Raw genomic sequence first — 21,131 nt, forward strand, 5'->3', positions numbered from 1 at the left:
CTGATATTGTATTATTTCTTTAATTCTACCAAATTTTCATTGATTCGGCGATAGATTGTTGTCAAGTCAAGCAAGCCTTCCTCGACAGCTGGTGTCAATTGATCTTCAGTCATACGCCAAGACCAGTTTCCACCAAGGGTAGATGGGAAGTTCATACGAGCTGCCTCATCCAATTCTAGCAAATCTTGCATAGTTGCAATTGCCATGAAGCTAACTGATGAAAAGACTGTACGAAGCATAGCATGTGGCACTGTTTCGTATTCTTTACGGTTAGTGTAGCGAGCCATGTATTCACGAGTCGCATCATCGATCTCGTTACGGTACCAACCAAGGACCGTATTGTTATCGTGTGTTCCTGTGTACATAACTGAGTTAGCAGGTGCCAAGTGTGGGCTATCGATGCTTTCGTCTTCTGGGTTGAAAGCAAATTGAAGAATCTTCATTCCTGGGAAGCCAGTACGTTCACGCAATTCGATAACTTCGTCTGTCATGAAACCAAGGTCTTCTGCGATGATGTTTAGCTCACCAAGCTCTTCCTTAACGGCTGCAAAAAGCTTGTAGCCAGGACCTTTCACCCACTCACCAGGTGCTGCTGTATCGGAACCAGCAGGGATTTCCCAGTAAGATTCGAAACCACGGAAGTGGTCGATACGAACGATGTCGTAGATTTTGAAGCTTTCACGCAAGCGTTCAATCCACCATTTGTAGCCGTCTTTGTCCATTGCTTCCCAGTCATAGATTGGGTTACCCCAAAGCTGACCAGTTGCAGAAAACTCATCTGGTGGGCATCCTGCGATGCAAGTCGCCTTACCGTTGACATCTGTCTTGAAGAGATGTGGATTTGCCCACATATCGCTTGAATCTTCCGCTACATAGATTGGCATGTCTCCAACGATTTCGATGTGGTTGTCGTTAGCGTAAGCTTTCAATTTCAACCATTGTTGGAAGAAGAAGTATTGAGTCACACGGTGGTAAACCAACTTGTCTGCCAATTGCTCACGGTAGCTTTCAAGTGCTGAAGCTTTACGAGCACGAGCATCTGCATCTGGCCATTCAGTCCAAGCAAGATTGTCAAAATGCTCTTTGATAGCCATATACTCTGCAAAGAGTTCAAGCCATGATTGGTTGTCTTGAGCGAATTTCTCAAAATCCTTAACATCTCCTACTTCCAAGAAACGTTTTACCGCTTTTTCTAAAAGAGGACGACGTGCATAGTAGATTTTCGCATAATCAACTTCAGACGCATCACTACCAAAGTCAACCCCTTCAAGGTCACTTGCTTGCAACAAGCCTTGTTCCACCAAGATATCTAAATCGATAAAATGAGTGTTCCCTGCGAAGGCTGAGAAAGATTGGTAAGGAGAGTCTCCGTAACTAGTTGTTCCTAGTGGAAGGATTTGCCAGTAACGTTGTTTTGTGCGAACCAAGAAATCAACGAAGTCGTAAGCACTTTTACCAAATGATCCGATTCCGTATGCTCCTGGAAGAGAAGAAATGTGCATCAACACACCACTTTGACGTTTTTTCATAATAAGCACCTCATGTGTTTATAGTTAGATATTACATTTTTATGAACGCAAACGTTTGCGCTATTACTAGTATAGCTTATTTTCTTGATAAATGCAAGCGGTTTTAAATAACTTTTTTGATTATTTTTTTTAAATTTTTTCTTCTTACTTGTATATATATCCTTTCAGGAAACAAACAAAATAGGAATAAGGGTTTCACTTACCTTATTAAGCAAAAATAAAGTGAGAATCCTCTCTGCTTTCCATTTGTAAATTAGGCAATCGTTTTCTCAACTTTTTTTAAATTTAAAACAAAACCAATTTTTGGGATTTTCTACTATTATATGATGATGAAGCGTTTACTTTTTTTCACAATTTTTTAAAAAATTTTTACAAAAAACACTTGCAACCGCTTTCCGATTGTGCTATACTAGTCCCATAAAGGAAAACGTTTGCGTTTCCTCATTATAAAATTTGTTATTCTTTAGGAGGAATACACTATGTCATCTAAATTCATGAAGAGCGCTGCTGTGCTTGGAACTGCTACACTTGCTAGCTTGCTTTTGGTAGCTTGCGGAAGCAAAACTGCTGATAAACCTGCTGATTCTGGTTCATCTGAAGCGAAAGAACTCACTTTCTACGTTGAAGACCAATATAAAGCCTTTGCTGAATCAGCTGCAAAAGCTTACGAAAAAGAAGCTGGCGTAAAAGTTACCATCAAAACAGGAGACCAAATGGGTGGGCTTGACAAACTTTCTCTTGACAACCAATCAGGTCAAGCTGCTGACGTTATGATGGCTCCATACGACCGTGTAGGTAGCCTTGGTACTGACGGACAACTTTCAGAAGTTAAATTGAGCGACGGCGCTAAAACAGATGATAAAACTAAATCTCTTGTAACAGCTGCTGATGGTAAAGTTTACGGTGCTCCTGCTGTTATCGAGTCACTTGTTATGTACTACAACAAAGACTTGGTAAAAGAAGCTCCAAAAACTTTTGCTGACTTAGAAAACCTTGCTAAAGATAGCAAATATGCCTTCGCTGGAGAAGATGGAAAAACTTCTGCTTTCCTAGCTGACTGGACAAACTTCTACTATGCATATGGACTTCTTGCTGGTAACGGTGCTTACGTATTCGGACAAAACGGTAAAGACGCCAAAGATATCGGTCTTGCAAACGACGGTTCTATCGCAGGTATCAACTACGCTAAATCTTGGTATGAAAAATGGCCTAAAGGTATGCAAGATACTGAAGGTGCTGGCAACTTAATCCAAACTCAATTCCAAGAAGGTAAAACAGCTGCTATCATCGACGGACCTTGGAAAGCTCAAGCCTTTAAAGATGCTAAAGTAAACTACGGTGTTGCAACTATCCCAACTCTTCCAAATGGAAAAGAATATGCTGCATTCGGTGGTGGTAAAGCTTGGATCATCCCATCAAGCACTAAGAACCTTGAAGGCGCTCAAAAATTTGTAGACTTCCTTGTTTCAACTGAAGAACAAAAAGCCTTCTACGATACAACTAACGAAATCCCAGCTAACACTGAAGCTCGTACATATGCTGAAGGTAAAAATGATGAGTTGACAACAGCTGTTATCAAACAGTTCAAGAACGCTCAACCAATGCCAAACATCTCTCAAATGTCTGCAGTTTGGGATCCAGCGAAAACTATGCTCTTTGATGCTGTAAGTGGTAAGAAAGATGCGAAAACAGCTGCTAACGACGCTGTAACATTGATCAAAGAAACAATCAAACAAAAATTTGGTGAATAAAAAATTTGTTCAAGGGGGGTGGAAATCAAATCCCCCTTTGAATTTATCAATCAAAAACATATATAGTTTAGGTTTTAATTAGAAACCAGTATCCTATGAAAGGAGTTATTATGGAAAAGCAACAACCTAGTAAAGCAGCTCTGCTGTCTATCATTCCTGGGTTAGGACAGATTTACAATAAACAAAAAGCCAAAGGTTTTATCTTCCTTGGTGTAACCATCGTATTCGTCCTTTACTTCCTAGCACTTGCAGCCCCTGAATTGAGCAATCTCATCACTCTTGGTGACAAACCAGGTCGTGATAATTCCCTCTTTATGCTGATTCGTGGTGCCTTCCATTTAATCTTTGTAGTTGTTTATGTACTCTTTTATTTCGCAAATATCAAAGACGCACATACAACTGCCAAACACATTAACAATGGCATACCAGTAGCACTTACCTTTAAAGAAATGGTCAAAGGAATCTATGAAAATGGCTTCCCTTACCTCTTAATCATTCCATCTTACATTGCCATGACTTTTGCGATTATCTTCCCAGTTATCGTAACCTTGATGATCGCCTTTACCAACTACGACTTCCAACACTTGCCACCAAACAAATTGTTGGACTGGGTTGGTTTGACCAACTTTACAAACATTTGGAGCTTGAGTACCTTCCGTTCTGCCTTTGGTGCCGTCCTTTCTTGGACTATCATCTGGGCTTTATCTGCCTCAACTTTACAGATCGTCATTGGTATCTTCACAGCTATCATTGCTAACCAACCATTTATCAAAGGAAAACGTATCTTCGGTGTTATTTTCCTTCTTCCTTGGGCTGTCCCAGCCTTCATCACTATCCTGACATTCTCAAACATGTTTAACGATAGTGTTGGTGCTATCAACACTCAAGTATTGCCAATCTTGGCTAAATTCCTTCCTTTCCTTGATGGTGCTCTTATTCCTTGGAAAACAGACCCAACTTGGACTAAGATTGCCTTGATTATGATGCAAGGTTGGCTTGGATTCCCATATATCTACGTTTTGACCTTGGGTATCTTGCAATCTATTCCTAACGACCTTTACGAAGCAGCTTATATTGACGGTGCTAATGCTTGGCAAAAATTCCGCAACATCACTTTCCCAATGATCTTGGCTGTTGCTGCACCTACTTTGATTAGCCAATACACCTTCAACTTTAACAACTTCTCTATCATGTACCTCTTCAATGGTGGAGGTCCTGGTAGTGTCGGAGGGGGAGCTGGTTCAACTGATATCTTGATCTCATGGATCTACCGTTTGACAACAGGTACATCTCCTCAATACTCAATGGCGGCTGCTGTTACCTTGATTATCTCTATCATTGTCATCTCAATCTCTATGATCGCATTCAAGAAACTACACGCATTTGATATGGAGGACGTCTAAGATGAATAACTCAATTAAACTCAAACGTAGACTGACTCAAACCCTTACTTACCTCTACTTGATTGGTCTATCAATCGTGATTATCTATCCACTGTTGATTACCATCATGTCAGCCTTTAAAGCAGGTAACGTCGCAGCCTTTAAACTTGATACTAACATCGACTTCAATTTTGATAACTTTAAAGGACTCTTTACTGAAACTCTATACGGTACTTGGTATCTCAATACCTTGATCATCGCCTTGGTTACCATGGCGGTTCAAACAAGTATCATCGTACTTGCTGGTTATGCCTACAGCCGTTACAACTTCTTGGCTCGTAAACAAAGTTTGGTCTTCTTCTTGATTATCCAAATGGTGCCAACCATGGCCGCTTTGACAGCCTTCTTCGTTATGGCGCTTATGTTGAACGCCCTTAACCACAGCTGGTTCCTCATCTTCCTATACGTTGGTGGTGGTATCCCGATGAATGCTTGGCTCATGAAAGGCTACTTCGATACAGTGCCAATGTCTCTAGACGAATCTGCAAAACTAGACGGTGCAGGACACTTCCGTCGCTTCTGGCAAATTGTTCTTCCACTTGTTCGCCCAATGGTTGCCGTACAAGCTCTCTGGGCCTTCATGGGACCTTTCGGGGACTACATCCTCTCTAGTTTCTTGCTTCGTGAGAAAGAATACTTTACTGTTGCCGTTGGTCTCCAAACCTTCGTCAACAATGCGAAGAACTTGAAGATTGCCTACTTCTCAGCAGGTGCTATCCTCATCGCCCTTCCAATCTGTATTCTCTTCTTCTTCCTACAAAAGAACTTTGTTTCAGGACTTACAAGTGGTGGCGACAAGGGATAATATATCCCCGCCACCCTTTTCTTATTGCTACAAAATATATACTAACAACAAGCAATTTATCCCCTAGACTTGAAATAAAGCACATTTCTCTATATAATACTCATATAGAAAACACCTTTTAGAAAGATACCTATGCTTCCATATCCATTTTCCTATTTTTCAAGTATTTGGGGATTTCGTAAGCCCCTGTCCAAACGTTTCGGACTCAACTGGTTCCAACTTCTCTTTACCAGTATCTTCCTTATCAGCTTATCTATGGTACCTATTGCCATCCAAAACAGCTCGCAGGAGACTTATCCGCTAGAAACCTTTATCGATAATGTCTATGAACCATTGACAGATAAGGTTGTACAGGATCTCTCTGAACACGCTACAATTGTTGATGGCAAATTAACTTATACTGGAACAGCTAGTCAAGAGCCTTCTATTGTGATCGGTCCAAGTCAAAGCAAGGAATTACCTAAGGACTTGCAACTGCATTTCGATACGAATGAGCTCGTCATCAGCAAAGAAAGTAAAGAACTGACCCGTGTCTCTTACCGAGCGATTGAGACTGAGAGTTTCAAAAGTAAAGACAGCTTGACCCAAGCCATTTCTAAAGACTGGTACCAGCAGAATCGTGTCTATATCAGTCTCTTTCTAGTTCTCGGTGCGAGCTTCCTCTTTGGTTTGAATTTCTTTATCGTCTCTCTAGGAGCGAGTCTTCTCCTTTATATCACTAAGAAATCACGCCTCTTTTCATTTAGGACCTTTAAAGAGTGCTACCATTTTATCTTGAACTGTTTAGGATTACCAACTCTGATTACACTTATTTTGGGACTCTTTGGCCAAAATATGTCAAACCTCATCACTGTACAAAACATTCTTTTTGTTCTGTATCTGGTCACTATCTTTTATAAAACGCATTTCCGTGATCCAGATTACCATAAATAGGAGATTTTTATGCCCGTTACGATTAAAGACGTGGCCAAGGCTGCTGGTGTTTCACCTTCAACCGTAACCCGTGTTATTCAAAACAAATCAACCATTAGCGACGAAACAAAAAAACGTGTTCGTAAGGCTATGAAGGAGCTCAATTACCACCCCAACCTCAACGCTCGTAGTTTGGTAAGCAGTTATACCCAAGTTATCGGCTTGGTGCTTCCTGACGACTCAGACGCCTTCTATCAAAATCCTTTCTTCCCATCTGTCCTCCGTGGTATCGCCCAAGTCGCCTCTGAAAACCACTACGCCATTCAGATCGCGACAGGTAAAGATGCCAAAGAGCGTCTTAAAGCTATTTCTCAGATGGTCTATGGTAAGCGTGTAGATGGTTTGATTTTCCTCTATGCCCAAGAAGAGGACCCTTTGGTTAAGTTAGTAGCAGACGAGCAATTTCCTTTCCTTATCTTAGGTAAATCTCTATCTCCCTTCATTCCACTTGTCGATAATGACAATGTCCAAGCTGGTTTTGATGCGACAGAGTATTTCATCAAAAAAGGATGCAAGCGAATTGCCTTTATCGGAGGTACTAAGCGACTCTTCGTAACACAAGACCGTCTGACAGGTTACGAGCTAGCTCTAAAACAATACCAACTTCCTCTCGATACTAATCTGACTTACTTTGCTACTGAATTTCTTGAAGATAATGGTTATCGCTTTAGTAGACTTCTCTTCAAACACGATCCAAATATTGACGCTATTATTACCATTGATAGTCTCCTTGCTGCAGGGGTCTGTGATTACATCGCAAAACACCAACTGGATGTCCCTGTCCTCAGCTTCGACTCAGTCAATCCCAAGCTCAACTTGGCAGCCTATGTCGATATCAATAGTTTGGAGCTTGGTCGTGTTTCCTTTGAAACTATTCTCCAGATCATCAATGATGCTAAAAGCAATAAACAAATTTGTTATCGCCAGTTGATTGCCCACAAAATTATCGAAAAATAAAAACCAGCTCGAGCTGGTTTTTTTGATCACTAATTATCTGTTTCAACGAACCGTCCCAAAATATGAACATTCTCCGAGACAGAGACAAAGGCGCTTGGATCCACCTGTTTCATAATCTGTTTAAATTCATTAAACTCTGCACGTGTAATGACAGTGATTAAAACTGCCTTTCTTTCGTGATTATAGGTTCCTTCTGCATCGTGGATCATGGTTGCACCGCGGTGCAATTTTTTATGGATTTTTTCAATTACCTTCTCTGGATGATTGGTCACAATCATGGCCTGCATCCGTTTTTGCTTGGTAAAGACAGCGTCTGTGACACGGCTAGAGACAAAGATGGTAATCATAGAGTAGAGAGCGTATTCCCAACCAAAGGTCAAGCCTGCTATCAGCATGATGGTCCCATTTACCAAGAAAGAAATACTACCAACATTCTTACCCGTTTTCTTGCGAATAGTCAGGCTGACGATATCCGTCCCACCACTGGAGATATTGTTTCGAAGAGCAAAACCAATCCCCAAGCCCATGACAACACCCCCAAAAAGGGCATTGATAATGGGATCCTCCGTCAAGGTCGCCACAGGGACAAACTGGATAAAGAAGGAACTCATGGATACCGTTATAAAGGTAAAGACGGTGAACTTATGCCCAATTTGATACCAAGCCAAGACCATCAAAGGGAAATTAATGGCATAGAAGGTCAACGAAATCGGGATATGAAAACCAAACCAGTGATTACTCAAGGCAGAGATAATCTGTGCCAGACCTGTCGCACCACTCGAATACACATGACCTGGTTGGAAAAAGAAATTGACCGCTACTGCTGATAAAAATCCATAGACCAGAGAGGCCGAAATCTTCTCATCATATTTTTCGCGAGAGATGCTTTGTAAGACACGTAAAATTTTTATCTGATGAGCAAAGCGGCGCAGATAATAGCGCCACCGCTTAATTCGTTTTGCTTGTTTCATCTTCTTCTACTTGTAAGCTGAGTTCCTCTAGTTGTTTGAGAGCTACTGTTGAAGGAGCTTGTGTCATTGGGTCAGTTGCCTTGTTGTTCTTAGGAAAGGCAATGACTTCACGGATATTTTCTTCTCCTGCTAAGAGCATGACAAATCGGTCAAGCCCGATAGCCAAGCCACCGTGTGGTGGGAAACCATAGTCCATGGCCTCAAGAAGGAAGCCAAACTGGTCATTTGCTTCTTCGGCTGAGAAACCAAGAGCCTTGAACATGCGTTCTTGAAGGTCTTTTTGATTGATACGAAGGCTACCACCACCAAGCTCATAACCGTTCAAGACGATATCGTAAGCAATGGCACGAACCTTAGCCAAATCACCTTCTAGTTCGTGAGCTGTCTCTTCCTGTGGAAGGGTGAACGGATGGTGGGCGCTCATGTAGCGGCCTTCTTCTTCAGACCATTCAAACATTGGCCAGTCAACTACCCAAAGGAAGTTGAATTTATCGTTATCAATCAAGCCAAGCTCTTTGGCAATACGTCCACGAAGGGCACCAAGAGTTGCATTGGCCACTTCAAGCGTATCCGCCACAAAGAGAACGAGGTCCTTATCTTCAAGTGCAAGCGCTGTTGTCAATTCTGCTTGGATGCCTGTCAAGAACTTAGCAACTGGTCCGTTTAATTCTCCATCAACAACCTTGACCCAAGCAAGACCTTTGGCACCGTACTGTTTGGCTACTTCCGTCATCTTGTCGATATCTTTACGTGAATAGTTGTCCGCAGCTCCTTTGACTACAATTGCTTTTACAGCAGGTGCTTCAGAAAAGACTTTAAAGTCTACACCTTTGACCACTTCTGTCAAGTCCTGAAGCAACATGTCAAAACGAGTATCAGGTTTATCAGAACCATAAAGAGCCATCGCATCATCGTATTTCATACGAGGGAATGGCAGCGTTACTTCGATGCCTTTGGTTTCCTTCATGACACGCGCAATCAATCCTTCTGTGATATCTTGGATTTCTTGCTCAGTAAGGAAAGATGTTTCCAAGTCGACCTGAGTGAACTCAGGCTGGCGGTCACCACGCAAGTCCTCGTCACGGAAACATTTAACGATTTGATAGTAACGGTCAAAACCAGCATTCATCAATAACTGCTTAGTGATTTGTGGACTTTGAGGAAGCGCGTAAAAATGCCCTTTATTAACACGAGATGGCACCAAATAGTCACGCGCCCCTTCAGGCGTTGACTTAGAAAGGAATGGTGTCTCCACATCGATAAACTCCAACTCATCCAAGTAGTTGCGGATAGAGTGGGTCACCTTAGCACGAAGTTTAAGATTTTCCAACATTTCTGGACGACGAAGGTCAAGGTAACGGTAACGCAAACGTGTATCGTCATTGGCCTCAATGCCATCCTTAATCTCAAATGGGGTTGTCTTAGCTGTATTAAGCACTGTCAGAGCTGTCACGTTTAACTCAACTGCACCAGTTGGCAACTTATCATTGGCTTGCTCACGCGCAGCAACCTGACCTGTCACCTCGATGACAAATTCGCTACGAAGGCTTTCAGCTGTTGCCATGACCTCTGCAGATACTTTTTCAGGGTTGATAACCAACTGCATGATTCCTTCACGGTCACGAAGATCGATAAAGATCAAACCACCAAGGTCACGACGACGGCCAACCCATCCTTTCAAGGTTATTTCTTGTCCGATGTGTTCCTCACGAACACGACCAGCATACATACTACGTTTCATGTTTTCTCTCCTCTTTTATTCTGTTACTATTTTACCATAAAAGCGCAGGCTCTTCATGAAAATCATCAGAAAAGTTTGCCTGACCTTAAAAATCAAGTGAAGACTCTAAAAATTAACACCCATACAAAAATCCGATGAAATTCACCGGACTCTTTTATTTTGAATTTTTGCCTGCTTTACGCTTTTCAGCGATTTCAGCTGCCTTTCTAGGCAAGACAATTTCCGTTGTGTAAGCTGTCCCAAAGCGCAAGACACCTGCAATAGGGGCAAAGACGACTGCTAGATAGTTGTAGAAGAAATCGCCCTTAAAGGCATAAGCTAGCGCCCCAATGATGAAAAATAGAACAACTGCTTGAATCACTGCTAATAAAATTACTCGTTTCATGTGACCTCCTGACTCTATTATAGCATGAGTATCATCAAAAAGCCGACTAAATTATTCAAAGCGTGAAGAGAAATGCTGTAAAGAAGACCTTTTCGACTTACATAAGCCAGCCCCAAACTCAATCCTAGACTAGCATAAACCAAAAACTGTTGCAAAGTTCCTGGGAAATGAATCAAGGCAAATAGAACACTTGTTACCAGAAGGAAAAGCAGAGTTTGTTTACTATTGTCCTGCTTAGGAAAGAGATAGCGTGCCAACATCCCTCTAAAGATAAGCTCTTCCGTCAAAGGAGCAAAAATAACGACCGCAAAGAATGAGAAAAGGGGTTGAGACAAGGTCAAGTCTATCGCTGTTTGTTGATTTACTGAAGGATCATTTGGCAAGAAAAACTGGACAACCAGAGATAAGAACCAAACCAAGGCAGGGAGCCAAATAAATCGGTTAAAGCCACTCTTCTCAATATGAACAGGAGCTTTCTGGTACCATTTATAAATGACGTACACATATACTCCAGCCAAGGCCACATAAAGCAAGGTAGTAGCATAGGGCGAAGCGCCCAGTTTCAAAGCTTCTACAGCCCCACTTTGAACGGTCCCATAGATAACCAGAAAAGATAGAATGGCTAGAAGAAACCAGCCGAGGTTTTTAAGTAGTTTCATATAAATCTCCTATCTTGCTTTATAGCTATTTTTCAATACAAAGAGGTTCGCTATTCCTAACACAAGTACCCAGGCAAGTAACATACCAATATTAGAAAAAGATATTTCCCCACCTTTTTTATTTAAAAGATTTACAATTGGACCAATAAAAGAGTAATCCAACACTTTCTGAACCGTATCATTTTGAAGAGCAATCATGGGTAAAAAAGAGACGATAAACACAGGAAACATACTATAAACTTGCGCTTTAGACTGAGTATCTGACACTGCACCGATTAGAAGGTTGAGAAAAATAACACTAATAGCTGCTAAGACCAAATAGATAACATAGGCCAATAAGTAACCTGATACATCCACTTTAAAATAGATTGGTAGTAAAATCATTCCAAGCAACATAATCAACAGAGGGAGAATGAGCATACTGAAAGTATATTCTGTTGCTGTCACACCACTTAGGATGAGTGATTTAAGATTGCGCTTTTCCTTATCTTCTGCCATCATAATCGATACCATATAACCACTTCCCATGCTCAAGACCATCGTCAAACTCATAGAAAGGAAATACGTACTCAATTCTCCACTCTTGTTTAAGAACTCATTATATAGAACAGCCAGTCCAAAAGGCAACAATAGAGTCGCCAACAAAGTTGAATTGCTGATAAGAACTTGTAATCTTAACCATAGTAGGGCATTTAATTTTCTAAACATCTAACTTTTCTCCTGTCAATCTGATAAAGATTTCTTCTAAAGTTGGCTCACAAGAGTGAACCACCATCAAATCTGTCGTGTCTAAATGTGGTAATTCATCAAATGGAACTATCTGTTCTCGTCCGTCGTTATAAACCACACGTACTTTCTTATCCACATGGTACTTCTGGATGATATCTTGCGGACTTCCATACTCTATTAGGTTACCCTTATTCAAAAGAGATAAGCGATCACAAAGCAGAGTTGCTTCATGCATATCATGCGTGGTCAGAAAGATAGTTGTCCCCGCCTGCTTTAATTCTTGAAGTAGGGTATGAATCATCTTAGATGTTGTAGGGTCTAAGCCACTGGTTGGCTCATCTAGAAAGAGAATCTTAGGAGCATTCAGAAGGGCACGAGCCAAGAACATTCGTTGTTTCATTCCAGTAGATAACTTTTCTGCAATAATATCTTTAGCATCTGCCAATCCAACCTGTTGAAGCACCTGAACTACTCTATCTGCCTTGAGGCCATATAACTTAGCATAGATGAGAAGATTTTTATAAAGACTCATCTTTTCATAAAAACCACTGCCATCACTAACAATACCAATTTGTTCCAAATCATTTGAGGTTAAATCTTGAGAATTCTTGCCTAACAAAACTGTTTTACCTTGATCTGCAGCCAACTGTCCTGTTAAGACATTGATCATGGTTGTTTTACCTGAGCCAGAAGGGCCAAGAAAACCAAAGATTTCACCCTCCTTAATCTCAAAAGAAATCTGATGAAGAGCTTTTTTGCTCCCAAAACTTTTGCTTACATTTTCAACACGAATCATAGAAACTCCTTTATTTAAAATAACGTTTCACCATAGGTAACTGCATCACATTGATATAAACATGGATAGCTCCTACAAGCAAGAAGGCTAGTAACTGAATCTCTCCTGTCAGTAAGGAAAAGAGAGCAATCAGAAAGTACAAAGCTGGCAAGACATAGTTATTTAATTGGAATAAAATCCGAAAACTCTGTTCCAAATTAGCCTTGCGCTCCCCTTCATCATAAGAATCGAAATGGTCCAAGATATCCTTTGGTGTAGAGAAAAATACTAAATCAAACTGACGAACAATCGCAATGGTCTTAAAAAGATATTTTTGAGCATTTAAAACTAACACTAATCCCAAAAAGGAAAGGGATAAGGTTATATGGCTTATATCGAGTACAATTACTTCACTTCCTGAAATGAAGAGAGCCAATAAAATCGCTACGCTTGCACTATTAAAAGCAATAGTTCCAAACTCGAGATTCCGATACATCTGCACATAATAGGTTTCATTCAGATCATCCTCCATTTCCTCTTGATACAAGGAGTGAAATTTTCTGCTTTTCTTTAGGAAATTGAAAGTCAAAAGAATGCTAATGAAACCTAATACTAAACAAATAGCTGATATCCATGGTATCAAAATTTTTACATCTAACATAATTGCGTGGGATTCAGCACGTGCCTTAAACATCCCTACAAACATGCCCAAGAAACCTCCCAAGACAATAGACATTAAAAATAACAATCCACGTTTCTTTTTCATATTCAACCTCTTTCTAAACCAATCCAACTAACCACTGACCAAAGGCTTTACCTGATTCATAAATTGCTGCCAAACCCTCTGTTCCAAGTGATACTAAAATCAAACAAACAGCAAACAAGAGAATAGCTTGGTTTCTTGCTTTTTTCGCCCCTTCTCCTAAAGGATCTCTCCCAAGCCAGCCTGCTAGATAAGCATATAGGATGACTGTTAAAATCCCAAACTCTGTTGACCAAAGAAACAGCAAAATTGCTACTAAACGGATGACGTTAGTCTTGATATTAAAATAATTTCCTAAACCTGCACAGACACCTGCAAGTTCTTTGTTCTCAGTATCTACTTGAAAACCTGCTAAAAACTCTTTCATATTCATTCTCCTTTTTCACTTGCTAGATTTTTTGATTTCTTTTCAATCCATTCAATTACTGGTATGAGGACAAAATAGGCCCAAACAAATTTGTTACTTTGATAGGGACTAAACCAGCCTAAGTCTATCCCAATCAGTAGAAATACGCTGACTAATAGAGCTATGGCAACTACATAATAAATCACTTTATACTTGTTCATCATCTTTCTCCTTTTTCTTCAACCGATTGAAAATGGACAAGAGGACTAAGTTAATCCAAAACAAATACTTACTTTCAACAAAATAGAACCAACCCAGTAATGTTCCAATCATAGCAAATGCATTCACAATAAGGGCAAGAACACTCATAAAATAAACCACTCTATACATGTTCATCACTCATCCTCCTCCAAGCGAAATACCGATTCGACTGTTTCGTTGAAAATCTGAGATATTTTCAAGGCAATCACAACTGACGGGGTGTATTCGTCCCGTTCTAATAGGCTAATGGTCTGCCTCGAAACTTCTGCCAACTTGGCCAGTTCGGTTTGATTGAGACCATCGCGAGCCCGAAGCTCTTTTAGACGATTTTTTAGTTGCATGTTACACACCTACTCTCCGTCAAATTCAACGGTTTGGATATCCTCAATACGTTGCAACTTGACTTTTTCTTTCCCCTTTTTATCAACACTACGTAGTTTGACCCATTCCTCATCGACATCCACAACTTCCCAGTTATCTGGCCCAATATACGCTCCTGTTATAATTGGTTTCTTTCTAATCATTTCTTGTAATAATCTCGACATTTCTGCGTTTCCTTTCTCTTTTCGCTCAAGCTTTTTGATTTTATTCTCTAGTTTCTTGATTTTTTTAGAATCATTAGAATAAAAGAAAATCAGAAATAGTATAAATCCTAGTATCCACATCATAGCTCCTTTCTGGTTCCTATTTCTTAACTTGAATTTATTGTAACACATCTTTTTCTTTTTGACAAGCATATTTGTCAAAAAGTTTATGATTTTTGTCATTTTGCAAAAGAAAAAGGTCAGGAGTAAGGTCCTGACCAGTTTATCTACTATTAAAAGCCTAATTTTTCAAAGATTTCTGAGAAGTTTTGACTGATTGTCTCAAGTGACACTTGCACTTCTTCTCGGGTTTGGTTGTTCTTGACCGTCACTTGTCCGCTTTCGACTTCGCTCTCTCCTAGGGTGATGAGGGTCTTAGCCGCAAAGACATCAGCTGACTTGAACTGAGCTTTGAGTTTACGGTTAAGGTAATCACGCTCTGCTTTGAAACCTTGTTGGCGAAGAGCTTGGACTAGTTCTAGGGCTTTTACATTTGCTCCATCACCCAAGACTGCGATATAGACATCTAGGGCGTTTTCGATAGGAAGAGCAACACCTTGCTTTTCAAGAATGAGAAGCAGGCGCTCTACACCAAGTCCAAAACCAAATCCAGCAGTTTCCGGGCCTCCAAAGTAAGAAACCAAACCATCGTAACGACCACCCGCACAGACTGTCAGGTCATTGCCCTCAATCTCAGTGATAAACTCGAAAATGGTGTGGTTGTAGTAGTCCAGACCACGCACCATATTGGTATCGATGATATAGTCTACTCCAAGATTTTCCAACATCTGACGCACAGCATCAAAGTGTGCTTGGCTTTCTTCATCAAGGAAGTCCAAGATAGAAGGCGCATTCTCTACTGCTACCTTGTCTTCTTTTTCCTTAGAGTCCAAGACACGGAGAGGATTTTCCTCCAAACGGCGTTGGCTATCCTTAGATAAAGTCTCCTTAAGCGGTGTCAAATAGTCAATCAAGGCCTGACGATAAGCCGCACGGCTCTCAGGATTTCCAAGCGTGTTGAGGTGCAATTTGACACCTTGGATGCCGATTTCTTTCAAGAAATGAGCTGCCATAGCGATGGTTTCCACATCGGTAGCTGGATTACTAGAGCCAAAGCACTCAACACCAATCTGGTGGAACTGGCGCAAACGTCCTGCCTGTGGACGCTCATAGCGGAACATAGGGCCCATATAGTAGAACTTACTTGGCTTTTGCACTTCTGGTGCGAAGAGTTTATTTTCCACATAGGAACGGACAACGGGCGCAGTTCCTTCTGGACGAAGTGTGATATGACGGTCACCCTTATCATAGAAATCGTACATTTCCTTGGTTACGATATCGGTTGTATCTCCGACAGAGCGGCTGATGACCTCATAGTGCTCAAAAATAGGTGTGCGCACTTCCGCATAGTTATAGCGCTTGAAAATCTCACGGGCAAAGCCCTCAACGTACTGCCATTTGGCAGACTCAGCAGGTAAAATATCCTGCGTTCCTTTTGGTTTTTGTAATTTCATAGGGAATCCTCTTTAAACTTAATAGTCTTATTTTACCATAAATAGAGGGATTAAAACAGTATGAATAAAATTAGGATTTAGATATCATTTTTGAGATTAATAACTGTCAGAAGAATAGCTATCAAGGAGAGACCAACAAATAGCATCCAAGTCAACTGTATATTCCATACAGCTACAAGTGAAAAACAGGCTGTTCCCACAGGTATGGATAAGGTGAACAATAAACCTAAAAAATTACTAGTACGAGCTAGAACCTCTGGAGCTAGATTTTTCAGGAGCATGGCACTAATCTTTGGTTGAACTTTACCAGACACATACAGAGTTGAACAGAGAAATAGTAAACCAAGTACGACTTGATTGAATAAATTAGCTAGACCAACTAGACTGAGTCCTACGGTCACCCACATCATCAATCTAGGCAAGGACTGCTTCCCAAAATAATCATTGCCCGTAAGGCTACTGATGATGATTGCTAACAAAGCACAGACTTGACTGATAAATAATGCCTCTGTGTAAGAAAAGTCCAAAAGAGAATGGCTCAAAAAGAAGATGTTATAGATGCTTCCTAAAGCGCCACCCAAGGCATTGATAAGCAAGACAGCACAGAGCATAAAACCAAAGTTTTTCTGTCCACCTTTAAGAAAAACGAGACGTAAATTTCGATAAATCGTTAGGAACTGCTCTTTGATCGGAAGCTTCTCATTTTTTAGAATTTCACCATCAGCAGATGACATTGACAGGCTCAATTTGCTTTTTCCTAAAAAGAGGATGACGGCTGATACTAGGAAGAAACAGGCATTGATTCCCGCAACGAGGGAAAAATTGTTGACCGATAGCCCTAAGAGCCAGACTCCAAAAGCTTGACCACCAATAGCTGAAATATAGGTAATGAACTGGGAAAAAGAGTAAGCCTCCATCAAATCATCTTCAGCTACTTTTTCCTTAATGAGAGGCATGCGCAAACCACCTGCAAAATCACTGATGACATCACTAATGACATTGATTAAACACAGGCTAGAAAAGGCAAAGAGACTAGCTTGCTGAACAACTAGGGCTACTAGAAAAAATAAAACCGCCTGAAACAAACCGCTATAGACCATCCATTTGACCTTGGCCCTCGTGTAATCTGCCCGAATCCCTACAAAAACTGTAAAGAGAGTCGGAATAATCATGACAATATTCGCCATAGCAACAGCAAAAGAGGCTTGTGGCAAGGTCGATGCATAGACGATAAAGACCAGGTTGAAAATCGAAGCACCAAAAGCATTGAAGAAGCGTGACAAAGTCAAGAGTCGATAAGCGTGATTTCTAAACAATAGTTTCATAGGTAATCTCCCTTCTTGTTCGAAGTTTTATGTGAAGTATGACTATAGTATAGCACTTAGAAATTTTAGAGGAAAAACTTTTGAATATATGCAACAAAAAAATAAGTAAAAAGAGACGATAGAATTTCTCCAGTGACACGAGAGAGGTCAACAATTCTATCGCTTAAAATTTCAAATGATTTTCTTAGTTTGCAGATATTCAACAATCGGTCGTATTTCTATAGTATTCGGCAGATTTATTACAGCCAAGCATCTCAAAAATATGGACAGCATCTTCCATCTTTTTCTGGCCTTCCTTGACTCTACCTTGCTTGCTATCAAGGAGACCTTCCGCCCACAAATAGACAATTCGGAAATAGGTTTCATTTTCATTGTAGAAATGCTCTTCGATAACACGTTTAAAATAAGAGGCATTGGTAAATTCTTCACACTCAATGCTGGCTAAAAAGCCATTCAATAGTATAGTGTGAAAAAGGTTTCGATTGCCAGACATTTCCATTAGGAAATCAGATTTACGTACCATCTCTCTAACATACCTAGTGAAAAGAGAAACAGATAGAAATGGTGAACTGACTGAAAATAAATTGAGTTCATAGATTCCCCAAATCTCGGTAGAAAACAAATAATCATGAAGAACTTTCCCTTCCTCTGCTGTTAACTCTACCCTTTCATCCATGCTCTTCATATAAGACTTGATAATAATGGCATTTAGAATATGTTTCTGTTTATTGTGAGAATGGGCATGCTTTTGATACTCCCTGCGATACAAGTCCTCAAGCGGAGCTATATTCTTTGGATCCAAGACATCTATGATTTCTTTTCTCAACTCAGAATCTGTATCATACTGAAAACCTCTCGCCAAAAAGAGGATTTCCTCTACACTGGCAGATATATTTCCCAGAGCAAATAGAAACTTTTCCACCGAAAGCTCACTCTGACCTGTTTCAAATCGGGACAACATAGACGGCGAAAATTGTCCCCCAGTTGCTTGTCTAAGCGAGATATTTCTTGACTCTCGCAATTGTCTAAAGACTTTTCCAATCTGCTCCATAGGCATCCCCTTGATTGAGTATTTTCTTCATTTTATCATATTTTTCAGAAAATTCATCAAAAACTTGCCAAATTGTCAGAATTATGAGAAAATAGAGGATATTTATCACGTGGAGGGACTGTAATGAGAGAGGATATCAAAATCAATGACCGTGCTTTGGCCTTACAAGACCAAATTATCGAAAAACTAGAGAAGGTTTTTGATACAGATGTGGAATTGGATGTTTACAATCTAGGGCTGATTTATGAAATCAATATAGACGAAACAGGCCTCTGTAAGATTGTCATGACCTTCACCGATACTGCCTGCGATTGTGCCGAAAGCTTGCCTATTGAAATCGTTGCAGGTCTGAAACAAATCGAGGGTATCGAAGATGTCAAGGTTGAAGTTACCTGGTCGCCTGCTTGGAAAATCACACGAATCAGTCGCTACGGCCGCATTGCCCTTGGACTGCCACCTCGTTAAGCAGGTAAATTACTTTTGAAGATGAAAAAAAGCAAGCCAAAGTTGGCTTGCTTTTTAATACTCAATGAAAATCAAAGAGCAAACTAGGAAACTAGCCGCAGGCTGCTCAAAACACTGTTTTGAGGTTGTAGATAGAACTGACGAAGTCAGTAACCATACCTACGGCAAGACGACGTTGACGTGGTTTGAAGAGATTTTCGAAGAGTATGAGTTTATTTTTTACCTGACTTGTCCATATTCCAGAAGTCTGTCACGGCTCCGCGTGAAGCGGATGATACGATGTGGGCATATTTACCGAGGACACCACGGCTGTAAAGTGGTGGCAAGGTTGTTTCTGCCTTGCGTTTTTCAAGTTCTTCTTCGGATACGGCCATGGAAATTTCTTTGGTATCTTGGTCAACCGTAACGATATCACCTGTACGAAGGTAGGCAATTGGTCCACCATCCTGAGCTTCAGGGGCGATATGTCCAACAACCAGACCATAAGTACCACCAGAGAAACGCCCATCCGTCAAGAGGGCAACCTTGTCTCCTTGACCTTTACCAACAATCATTGATGAAAGTGAGAGCATCTCAGGCATACCAGGACCACCCTTAGGTCCAACGAAACGAACAACGACTACATCGCCATCAACGATTTCATCTGTCAGAACAGCCTGAATAGCATCTTCTTCTGAGTCAAAGACCTTAGCTGGACCAACGTGACGACGGACCTTAACACCTGATACCTTGGCAACCGCACCGTCAGGAGCAAGGTTCCCGTTCAAGATGATAAGCGGACCATCTGCACGTTTTGGATTTTCAAGTGGCATGATGACTTTTTGACCTGGTGTAAGATCTGCAAAGTCAGCTAAGTTCTCAGCAACAGTCTTACCAGTACATGTAATGCGGTCTCCATGAAGGAAACCATTTGCCAAGAGATATCTCATAACCGCAGGCACACCACCGACTTCGTAGAGGTCTTGGAAGACATACTGACCAGATGGTTTCAAGTCAGCCAAGTGAGGCACACGTTCTTGGATTGTATTAAAGTCCTCAAGTGACAAGTCAACATTGGCAGCATGGGCAATGGCAAGCAAGTGAAGAGTGGCATTTGTAGAACCACCGAGAGCCATAGTTACAGTGATAGCATCTTCAAAGGCTTCACGAGTCAAGATATCTGATGGTTTGAGACCGAGCTCCAACATCTTAACAACAGCACGTCCTGCTGCTTCGATGTCTTCTTTCTTGTCAGCCGATTCAGCTGGGTGAGATGAAGAGCCTGGCAAACTCATACCGAGAACTTCGATAGCAGTCGCCATGGTATTAGCAGTGTACATACCACCACAGCCACCAGGGCCAGGGCAAGCATTACACTCAAGACGTTTCACGTCCTCAGCTGTCATGTCACCGTGGTTCCATTTTCCGATACCCTCAAAAACAGAAACCAAGTCGATGTCTTTGCCATCAAGATTTCCCGGTGCAATGGTTCCACCATAAGCGAAAATAGCTGGAATATCCATATTTGCAATAGCAATCATAGATCCAGGCATGTTCTTGTCACAGCCACCGATAGCGACGAAGGCATCCACGTTGTGACCACCCATAGCCGCTTCGATGGAGTCCGCGATGATATCACGAGATGTCAAAGAGAAACGCATACCAGGCGTTCCCATGGCAATCCCGTCCGCTACAGTGATAGTCCCAAACTGCACAGGCCAAGCGCCTGCAGATTTGACACCCTCTTTAGCCAATTTCCCAAAATCATGCAAGTGGATGTTACATGGTGTATTTTCCGCCCAAGTCGAAATCACTCCCACAATCGGTGTTTCAAAGTCCTTATCTGTCATACCAGTCGCACGAAGCATAGCACGGTTTGGTGATTTAACCATACTATCATAAATGCTACTGCGATGACGTTTAGCTAATTCAGTCATTTGTTCCCTCCCATTTCAGTTTTTACTATTATAGCACATTTTAAAGGCAATGAACAGAAGAAAATTCTTGAATTTTCAGAAAATTCTATACACATATAAACATTTTAAATTAAAAACAACAAAGCGGATCAGGGCACTTTCTGATTACCAGAATATGCTTTTAATCCGCTCGCTTTAAATAACGTAATGT

At 41.0% G+C, this 21,131-nt stretch carries 23 protein-coding genes; 6 read left to right on the top strand and 17 right to left on the bottom strand.

Translation table 11 applies throughout. The annotated features are described in order from the left end of the window. Nucleotides 1-11: 11 nt before the first annotated feature. Nucleotides 12-1,529, bottom strand: a complete 1,518-nt coding sequence (gene malQ / locus B7700_RS03930; RefSeq protein WP_000747274.1) for a 4-alpha-glucanotransferase — start codon at nucleotides 1,527-1,529, stop codon at nucleotides 12-14. Nucleotides 1,530-2,008: 479 nt separating this feature from the next. Between malQ and B7700_RS03935 the strand changes: the two genes are divergently transcribed. The 5 genes from B7700_RS03935 (at nucleotide 2,009) to B7700_RS03955 (ending at nucleotide 7,456) form a co-directional block, all read left to right on the top strand. Then, complete coding sequence (locus B7700_RS03935; protein ID WP_023947615.1) at nucleotides 2,009-3,280, top strand: extracellular solute-binding protein; 1,272 nt, start codon at nucleotides 2,009-2,011, stop codon at nucleotides 3,278-3,280. Nucleotides 3,281-3,390: 110 nt separating this feature from the next. Further along, complete coding sequence (locus B7700_RS03940; protein WP_031237127.1) at nucleotides 3,391-4,683, top strand: sugar ABC transporter permease; 1,293 nt, start codon at nucleotides 3,391-3,393, stop codon at nucleotides 4,681-4,683. 1 nt (nucleotide 4,684) lies between these two features. Next, nucleotides 4,685-5,527, top strand: coding sequence for a sugar ABC transporter permease (locus tag B7700_RS03945; protein WP_001065642.1), 843 nt, complete (start codon nucleotides 4,685-4,687; stop codon nucleotides 5,525-5,527). 132 nt (nucleotides 5,528-5,659) lie between these two features. Next, nucleotides 5,660-6,460, top strand: a complete 801-nt coding sequence (locus B7700_RS03950; RefSeq protein ID WP_020903392.1) for a DUF1189 domain-containing protein — start codon at nucleotides 5,660-5,662, stop codon at nucleotides 6,458-6,460. A gap of 9 nt (nucleotides 6,461-6,469) precedes the next feature. Beyond that, a complete protein-coding gene (locus B7700_RS03955) occupies nucleotides 6,470-7,456 on the top strand; it encodes a LacI family DNA-binding transcriptional regulator (RefSeq protein WP_001145419.1) in 987 nt (328 codons plus the stop codon). A gap of 29 nt (nucleotides 7,457-7,485) precedes the next feature. Here the strand turns inward: B7700_RS03955 and B7700_RS03960 are convergent, their stop codons facing one another. The 15 genes from B7700_RS03960 to rgg form a co-directional block, all read right to left on the bottom strand. Continuing rightward, complete coding sequence (locus B7700_RS03960; RefSeq protein WP_024057518.1) at nucleotides 7,486-8,427, bottom strand: YitT family protein; 942 nt, start codon at nucleotides 8,425-8,427, stop codon at nucleotides 7,486-7,488. Beyond that, nucleotides 8,405-10,168: an aspartate--tRNA ligase gene (gene aspS / locus B7700_RS03965; protein ID WP_084887285.1), complete on the bottom strand. Its 1,764-nt coding sequence runs from the start codon at nucleotides 10,166-10,168 to the stop codon at nucleotides 8,405-8,407. Before aspS ends, B7700_RS03960 begins: the two co-directional genes overlap by 23 nt. Before the next feature lie 154 nt (nucleotides 10,169-10,322). After that, on the bottom strand, nucleotides 10,323-10,553 hold the full coding sequence (locus B7700_RS03970) for a hypothetical protein (protein ID WP_000832184.1): 231 nt from the start codon (nucleotides 10,551-10,553) through the stop codon (nucleotides 10,323-10,325). Nucleotides 10,554-10,570: 17 nt separating this feature from the next. Next, nucleotides 10,571-11,212, bottom strand: a complete 642-nt coding sequence (locus tag B7700_RS03975) for a CPBP family intramembrane glutamic endopeptidase (RefSeq protein ID WP_084887287.1) — start codon at nucleotides 11,210-11,212, stop codon at nucleotides 10,571-10,573. A gap of 9 nt (nucleotides 11,213-11,221) precedes the next feature. Continuing rightward, nucleotides 11,222-11,920 carry an ABC transporter permease gene (locus B7700_RS03980; protein ID WP_020903388.1) on the bottom strand — a complete coding sequence of 233 codons (699 nt, stop codon included), beginning with the start codon at nucleotides 11,918-11,920 and terminating at the stop codon, nucleotides 11,222-11,224. Beyond that, nucleotides 11,913-12,737 carry an ABC transporter ATP-binding protein gene (locus B7700_RS03985; protein ID WP_084887289.1) on the bottom strand — a complete coding sequence of 275 codons (825 nt, stop codon included), beginning with the start codon at nucleotides 12,735-12,737 and terminating at the stop codon, nucleotides 11,913-11,915. Before B7700_RS03985 ends, B7700_RS03980 begins: the two co-directional genes overlap by 8 nt. A 10-nt stretch (nucleotides 12,738-12,747) precedes the next feature. Beyond that, a complete protein-coding gene (locus tag B7700_RS03990; protein WP_084887291.1) occupies nucleotides 12,748-13,482 on the bottom strand; it encodes a DUF3169 family protein in 735 nt (244 codons plus the stop codon). A gap of 13 nt (nucleotides 13,483-13,495) precedes the next feature. After that, on the bottom strand, nucleotides 13,496-13,846 hold the full coding sequence (locus tag B7700_RS03995; RefSeq protein WP_084887293.1) for a PspC domain-containing protein: 351 nt from the start codon (nucleotides 13,844-13,846) through the stop codon (nucleotides 13,496-13,498). Nucleotides 13,847-13,848: 2 nt separating this feature from the next. Continuing rightward, nucleotides 13,849-14,046: a hypothetical protein gene (locus B7700_RS04000; protein ID WP_192855654.1), complete on the bottom strand. Its 198-nt coding sequence runs from the start codon at nucleotides 14,044-14,046 to the stop codon at nucleotides 13,849-13,851. Continuing rightward, nucleotides 14,033-14,221 carry a hypothetical protein gene (locus B7700_RS04005; protein WP_045606587.1) on the bottom strand — a complete coding sequence of 63 codons (189 nt, stop codon included), beginning with the start codon at nucleotides 14,219-14,221 and terminating at the stop codon, nucleotides 14,033-14,035. Before B7700_RS04005 ends, B7700_RS04000 begins: the two co-directional genes overlap by 14 nt. Next, a complete protein-coding gene (locus B7700_RS04010) occupies nucleotides 14,221-14,427 on the bottom strand; it encodes a helix-turn-helix transcriptional regulator (protein ID WP_001176233.1) in 207 nt (68 codons plus the stop codon). The genes B7700_RS04005 and B7700_RS04010 overlap by 1 nt, the downstream gene beginning before the upstream one ends. Nucleotides 14,428-14,436: 9 nt before the next feature. Continuing rightward, nucleotides 14,437-14,904, bottom strand: a complete 468-nt coding sequence (locus tag B7700_RS04015; RefSeq protein WP_084887297.1) for a hypothetical protein — start codon at nucleotides 14,902-14,904, stop codon at nucleotides 14,437-14,439. Then, complete coding sequence (gene hisS / locus B7700_RS04020) at nucleotides 14,904-16,184, bottom strand: histidine--tRNA ligase (RefSeq protein WP_000775866.1); 1,281 nt, start codon at nucleotides 16,182-16,184, stop codon at nucleotides 14,904-14,906. Before hisS ends, B7700_RS04015 begins: the two co-directional genes overlap by 1 nt. Nucleotides 16,185-16,261: 77 nt before the next feature. After that, nucleotides 16,262-17,509 carry an MFS transporter gene (locus tag B7700_RS04025; protein WP_084887299.1) on the bottom strand — a complete coding sequence of 416 codons (1,248 nt, stop codon included), beginning with the start codon at nucleotides 17,507-17,509 and terminating at the stop codon, nucleotides 16,262-16,264. Between the two features lie 199 nt (nucleotides 17,510-17,708). Beyond that, complete coding sequence (gene rgg, locus B7700_RS04030) at nucleotides 17,709-18,560, bottom strand: quorum-sensing system transcriptional regulator Rgg (RefSeq protein WP_084887301.1); 852 nt, start codon at nucleotides 18,558-18,560, stop codon at nucleotides 17,709-17,711. A gap of 123 nt (nucleotides 18,561-18,683) precedes the next feature. On the opposite strand from rgg, the gene B7700_RS04040 reads away from it, so the two are divergent. Further along, on the top strand, nucleotides 18,684-19,025 hold the full coding sequence (locus B7700_RS04040; RefSeq protein ID WP_084887303.1) for a metal-sulfur cluster assembly factor: 342 nt from the start codon (nucleotides 18,684-18,686) through the stop codon (nucleotides 19,023-19,025). 212 nt (nucleotides 19,026-19,237) lie between these two features. Here the strand turns inward: B7700_RS04040 and ilvD are convergent, their stop codons facing one another. Continuing rightward, a complete protein-coding gene (ilvD, locus tag B7700_RS04050) occupies nucleotides 19,238-20,941 on the bottom strand; it encodes a dihydroxy-acid dehydratase (RefSeq protein ID WP_023947583.1) in 1,704 nt (567 codons plus the stop codon). Nucleotides 20,942-21,131 lie beyond the last annotated feature (190 nt).

The sequence above is a fragment of the Streptococcus mitis genome, assembly GCF_002096755.1.
Lineage (GTDB): Bacteria > Bacillota > Bacilli > Lactobacillales > Streptococcaceae > Streptococcus > Streptococcus mitis_AC.

Coding starts and splice junctions, on each gene's coding strand:
- malQ (WP_000747274.1), bottom strand. CDS start 1,529: ATGAAAAAACGTCAAAGTGGTGTGTTGATGCACATTTCTTCTCTTCCA.
- B7700_RS03935 (WP_023947615.1), top strand. CDS start 2,009: ATGTCATCTAAATTCATGAAGAGCGCTGCTGTGCTTGGAACTGCTACA.
- B7700_RS03940 (WP_031237127.1), top strand. CDS start 3,391: ATGGAAAAGCAACAACCTAGTAAAGCAGCTCTGCTGTCTATCATTCCT.
- B7700_RS03945 (WP_001065642.1), top strand. CDS start 4,685: ATGAATAACTCAATTAAACTCAAACGTAGACTGACTCAAACCCTTACT.
- B7700_RS03950 (WP_020903392.1), top strand. CDS start 5,660: ATGCTTCCATATCCATTTTCCTATTTTTCAAGTATTTGGGGATTTCGT.
- B7700_RS03955 (WP_001145419.1), top strand. CDS start 6,470: ATGCCCGTTACGATTAAAGACGTGGCCAAGGCTGCTGGTGTTTCACCT.
- B7700_RS03960 (WP_024057518.1), bottom strand. CDS start 8,427: ATGAAACAAGCAAAACGAATTAAGCGGTGGCGCTATTATCTGCGCCGC.
- aspS (WP_084887285.1), bottom strand. CDS start 10,168: ATGAAACGTAGTATGTATGCTGGTCGTGTTCGTGAGGAACACATCGGA.
- B7700_RS03970 (WP_000832184.1), bottom strand. CDS start 10,553: ATGAAACGAGTAATTTTATTAGCAGTGATTCAAGCAGTTGTTCTATTT.
- B7700_RS03975 (WP_084887287.1), bottom strand. CDS start 11,212: ATGAAACTACTTAAAAACCTCGGCTGGTTTCTTCTAGCCATTCTATCT.
- B7700_RS03980 (WP_020903388.1), bottom strand. CDS start 11,920: ATGTTTAGAAAATTAAATGCCCTACTATGGTTAAGATTACAAGTTCTT.
- B7700_RS03985 (WP_084887289.1), bottom strand. CDS start 12,737: ATGATTCGTGTTGAAAATGTAAGCAAAAGTTTTGGGAGCAAAAAAGCT.
- B7700_RS03990 (WP_084887291.1), bottom strand. CDS start 13,482: ATGAAAAAGAAACGTGGATTGTTATTTTTAATGTCTATTGTCTTGGGA.
- B7700_RS03995 (WP_084887293.1), bottom strand. CDS start 13,846: ATGAAAGAGTTTTTAGCAGGTTTTCAAGTAGATACTGAGAACAAAGAA.
- B7700_RS04000 (WP_192855654.1), bottom strand. CDS start 14,046: ATGAACAAGTATAAAGTGATTTATTATGTAGTTGCCATAGCTCTATTA.
- B7700_RS04005 (WP_045606587.1), bottom strand. CDS start 14,221: ATGAACATGTATAGAGTGGTTTATTTTATGAGTGTTCTTGCCCTTATT.
- B7700_RS04010 (WP_001176233.1), bottom strand. CDS start 14,427: ATGCAACTAAAAAATCGTCTAAAAGAGCTTCGGGCTCGCGATGGTCTC.
- hisS (WP_000775866.1), bottom strand. CDS start 16,184: ATGAAATTACAAAAACCAAAAGGAACGCAGGATATTTTACCTGCTGAG.
- B7700_RS04025 (WP_084887299.1), bottom strand. CDS start 17,509: ATGAAACTATTGTTTAGAAATCACGCTTATCGACTCTTGACTTTGTCA.
- rgg (WP_084887301.1), bottom strand. CDS start 18,560: ATGGAGCAGATTGGAAAAGTCTTTAGACAATTGCGAGAGTCAAGAAAT.
- B7700_RS04040 (WP_084887303.1), top strand. CDS start 18,684: ATGAGAGAGGATATCAAAATCAATGACCGTGCTTTGGCCTTACAAGAC.
- ilvD (WP_023947583.1), bottom strand. CDS start 20,941: ATGACTGAATTAGCTAAACGTCATCGCAGTAGCATTTATGATAGTATG.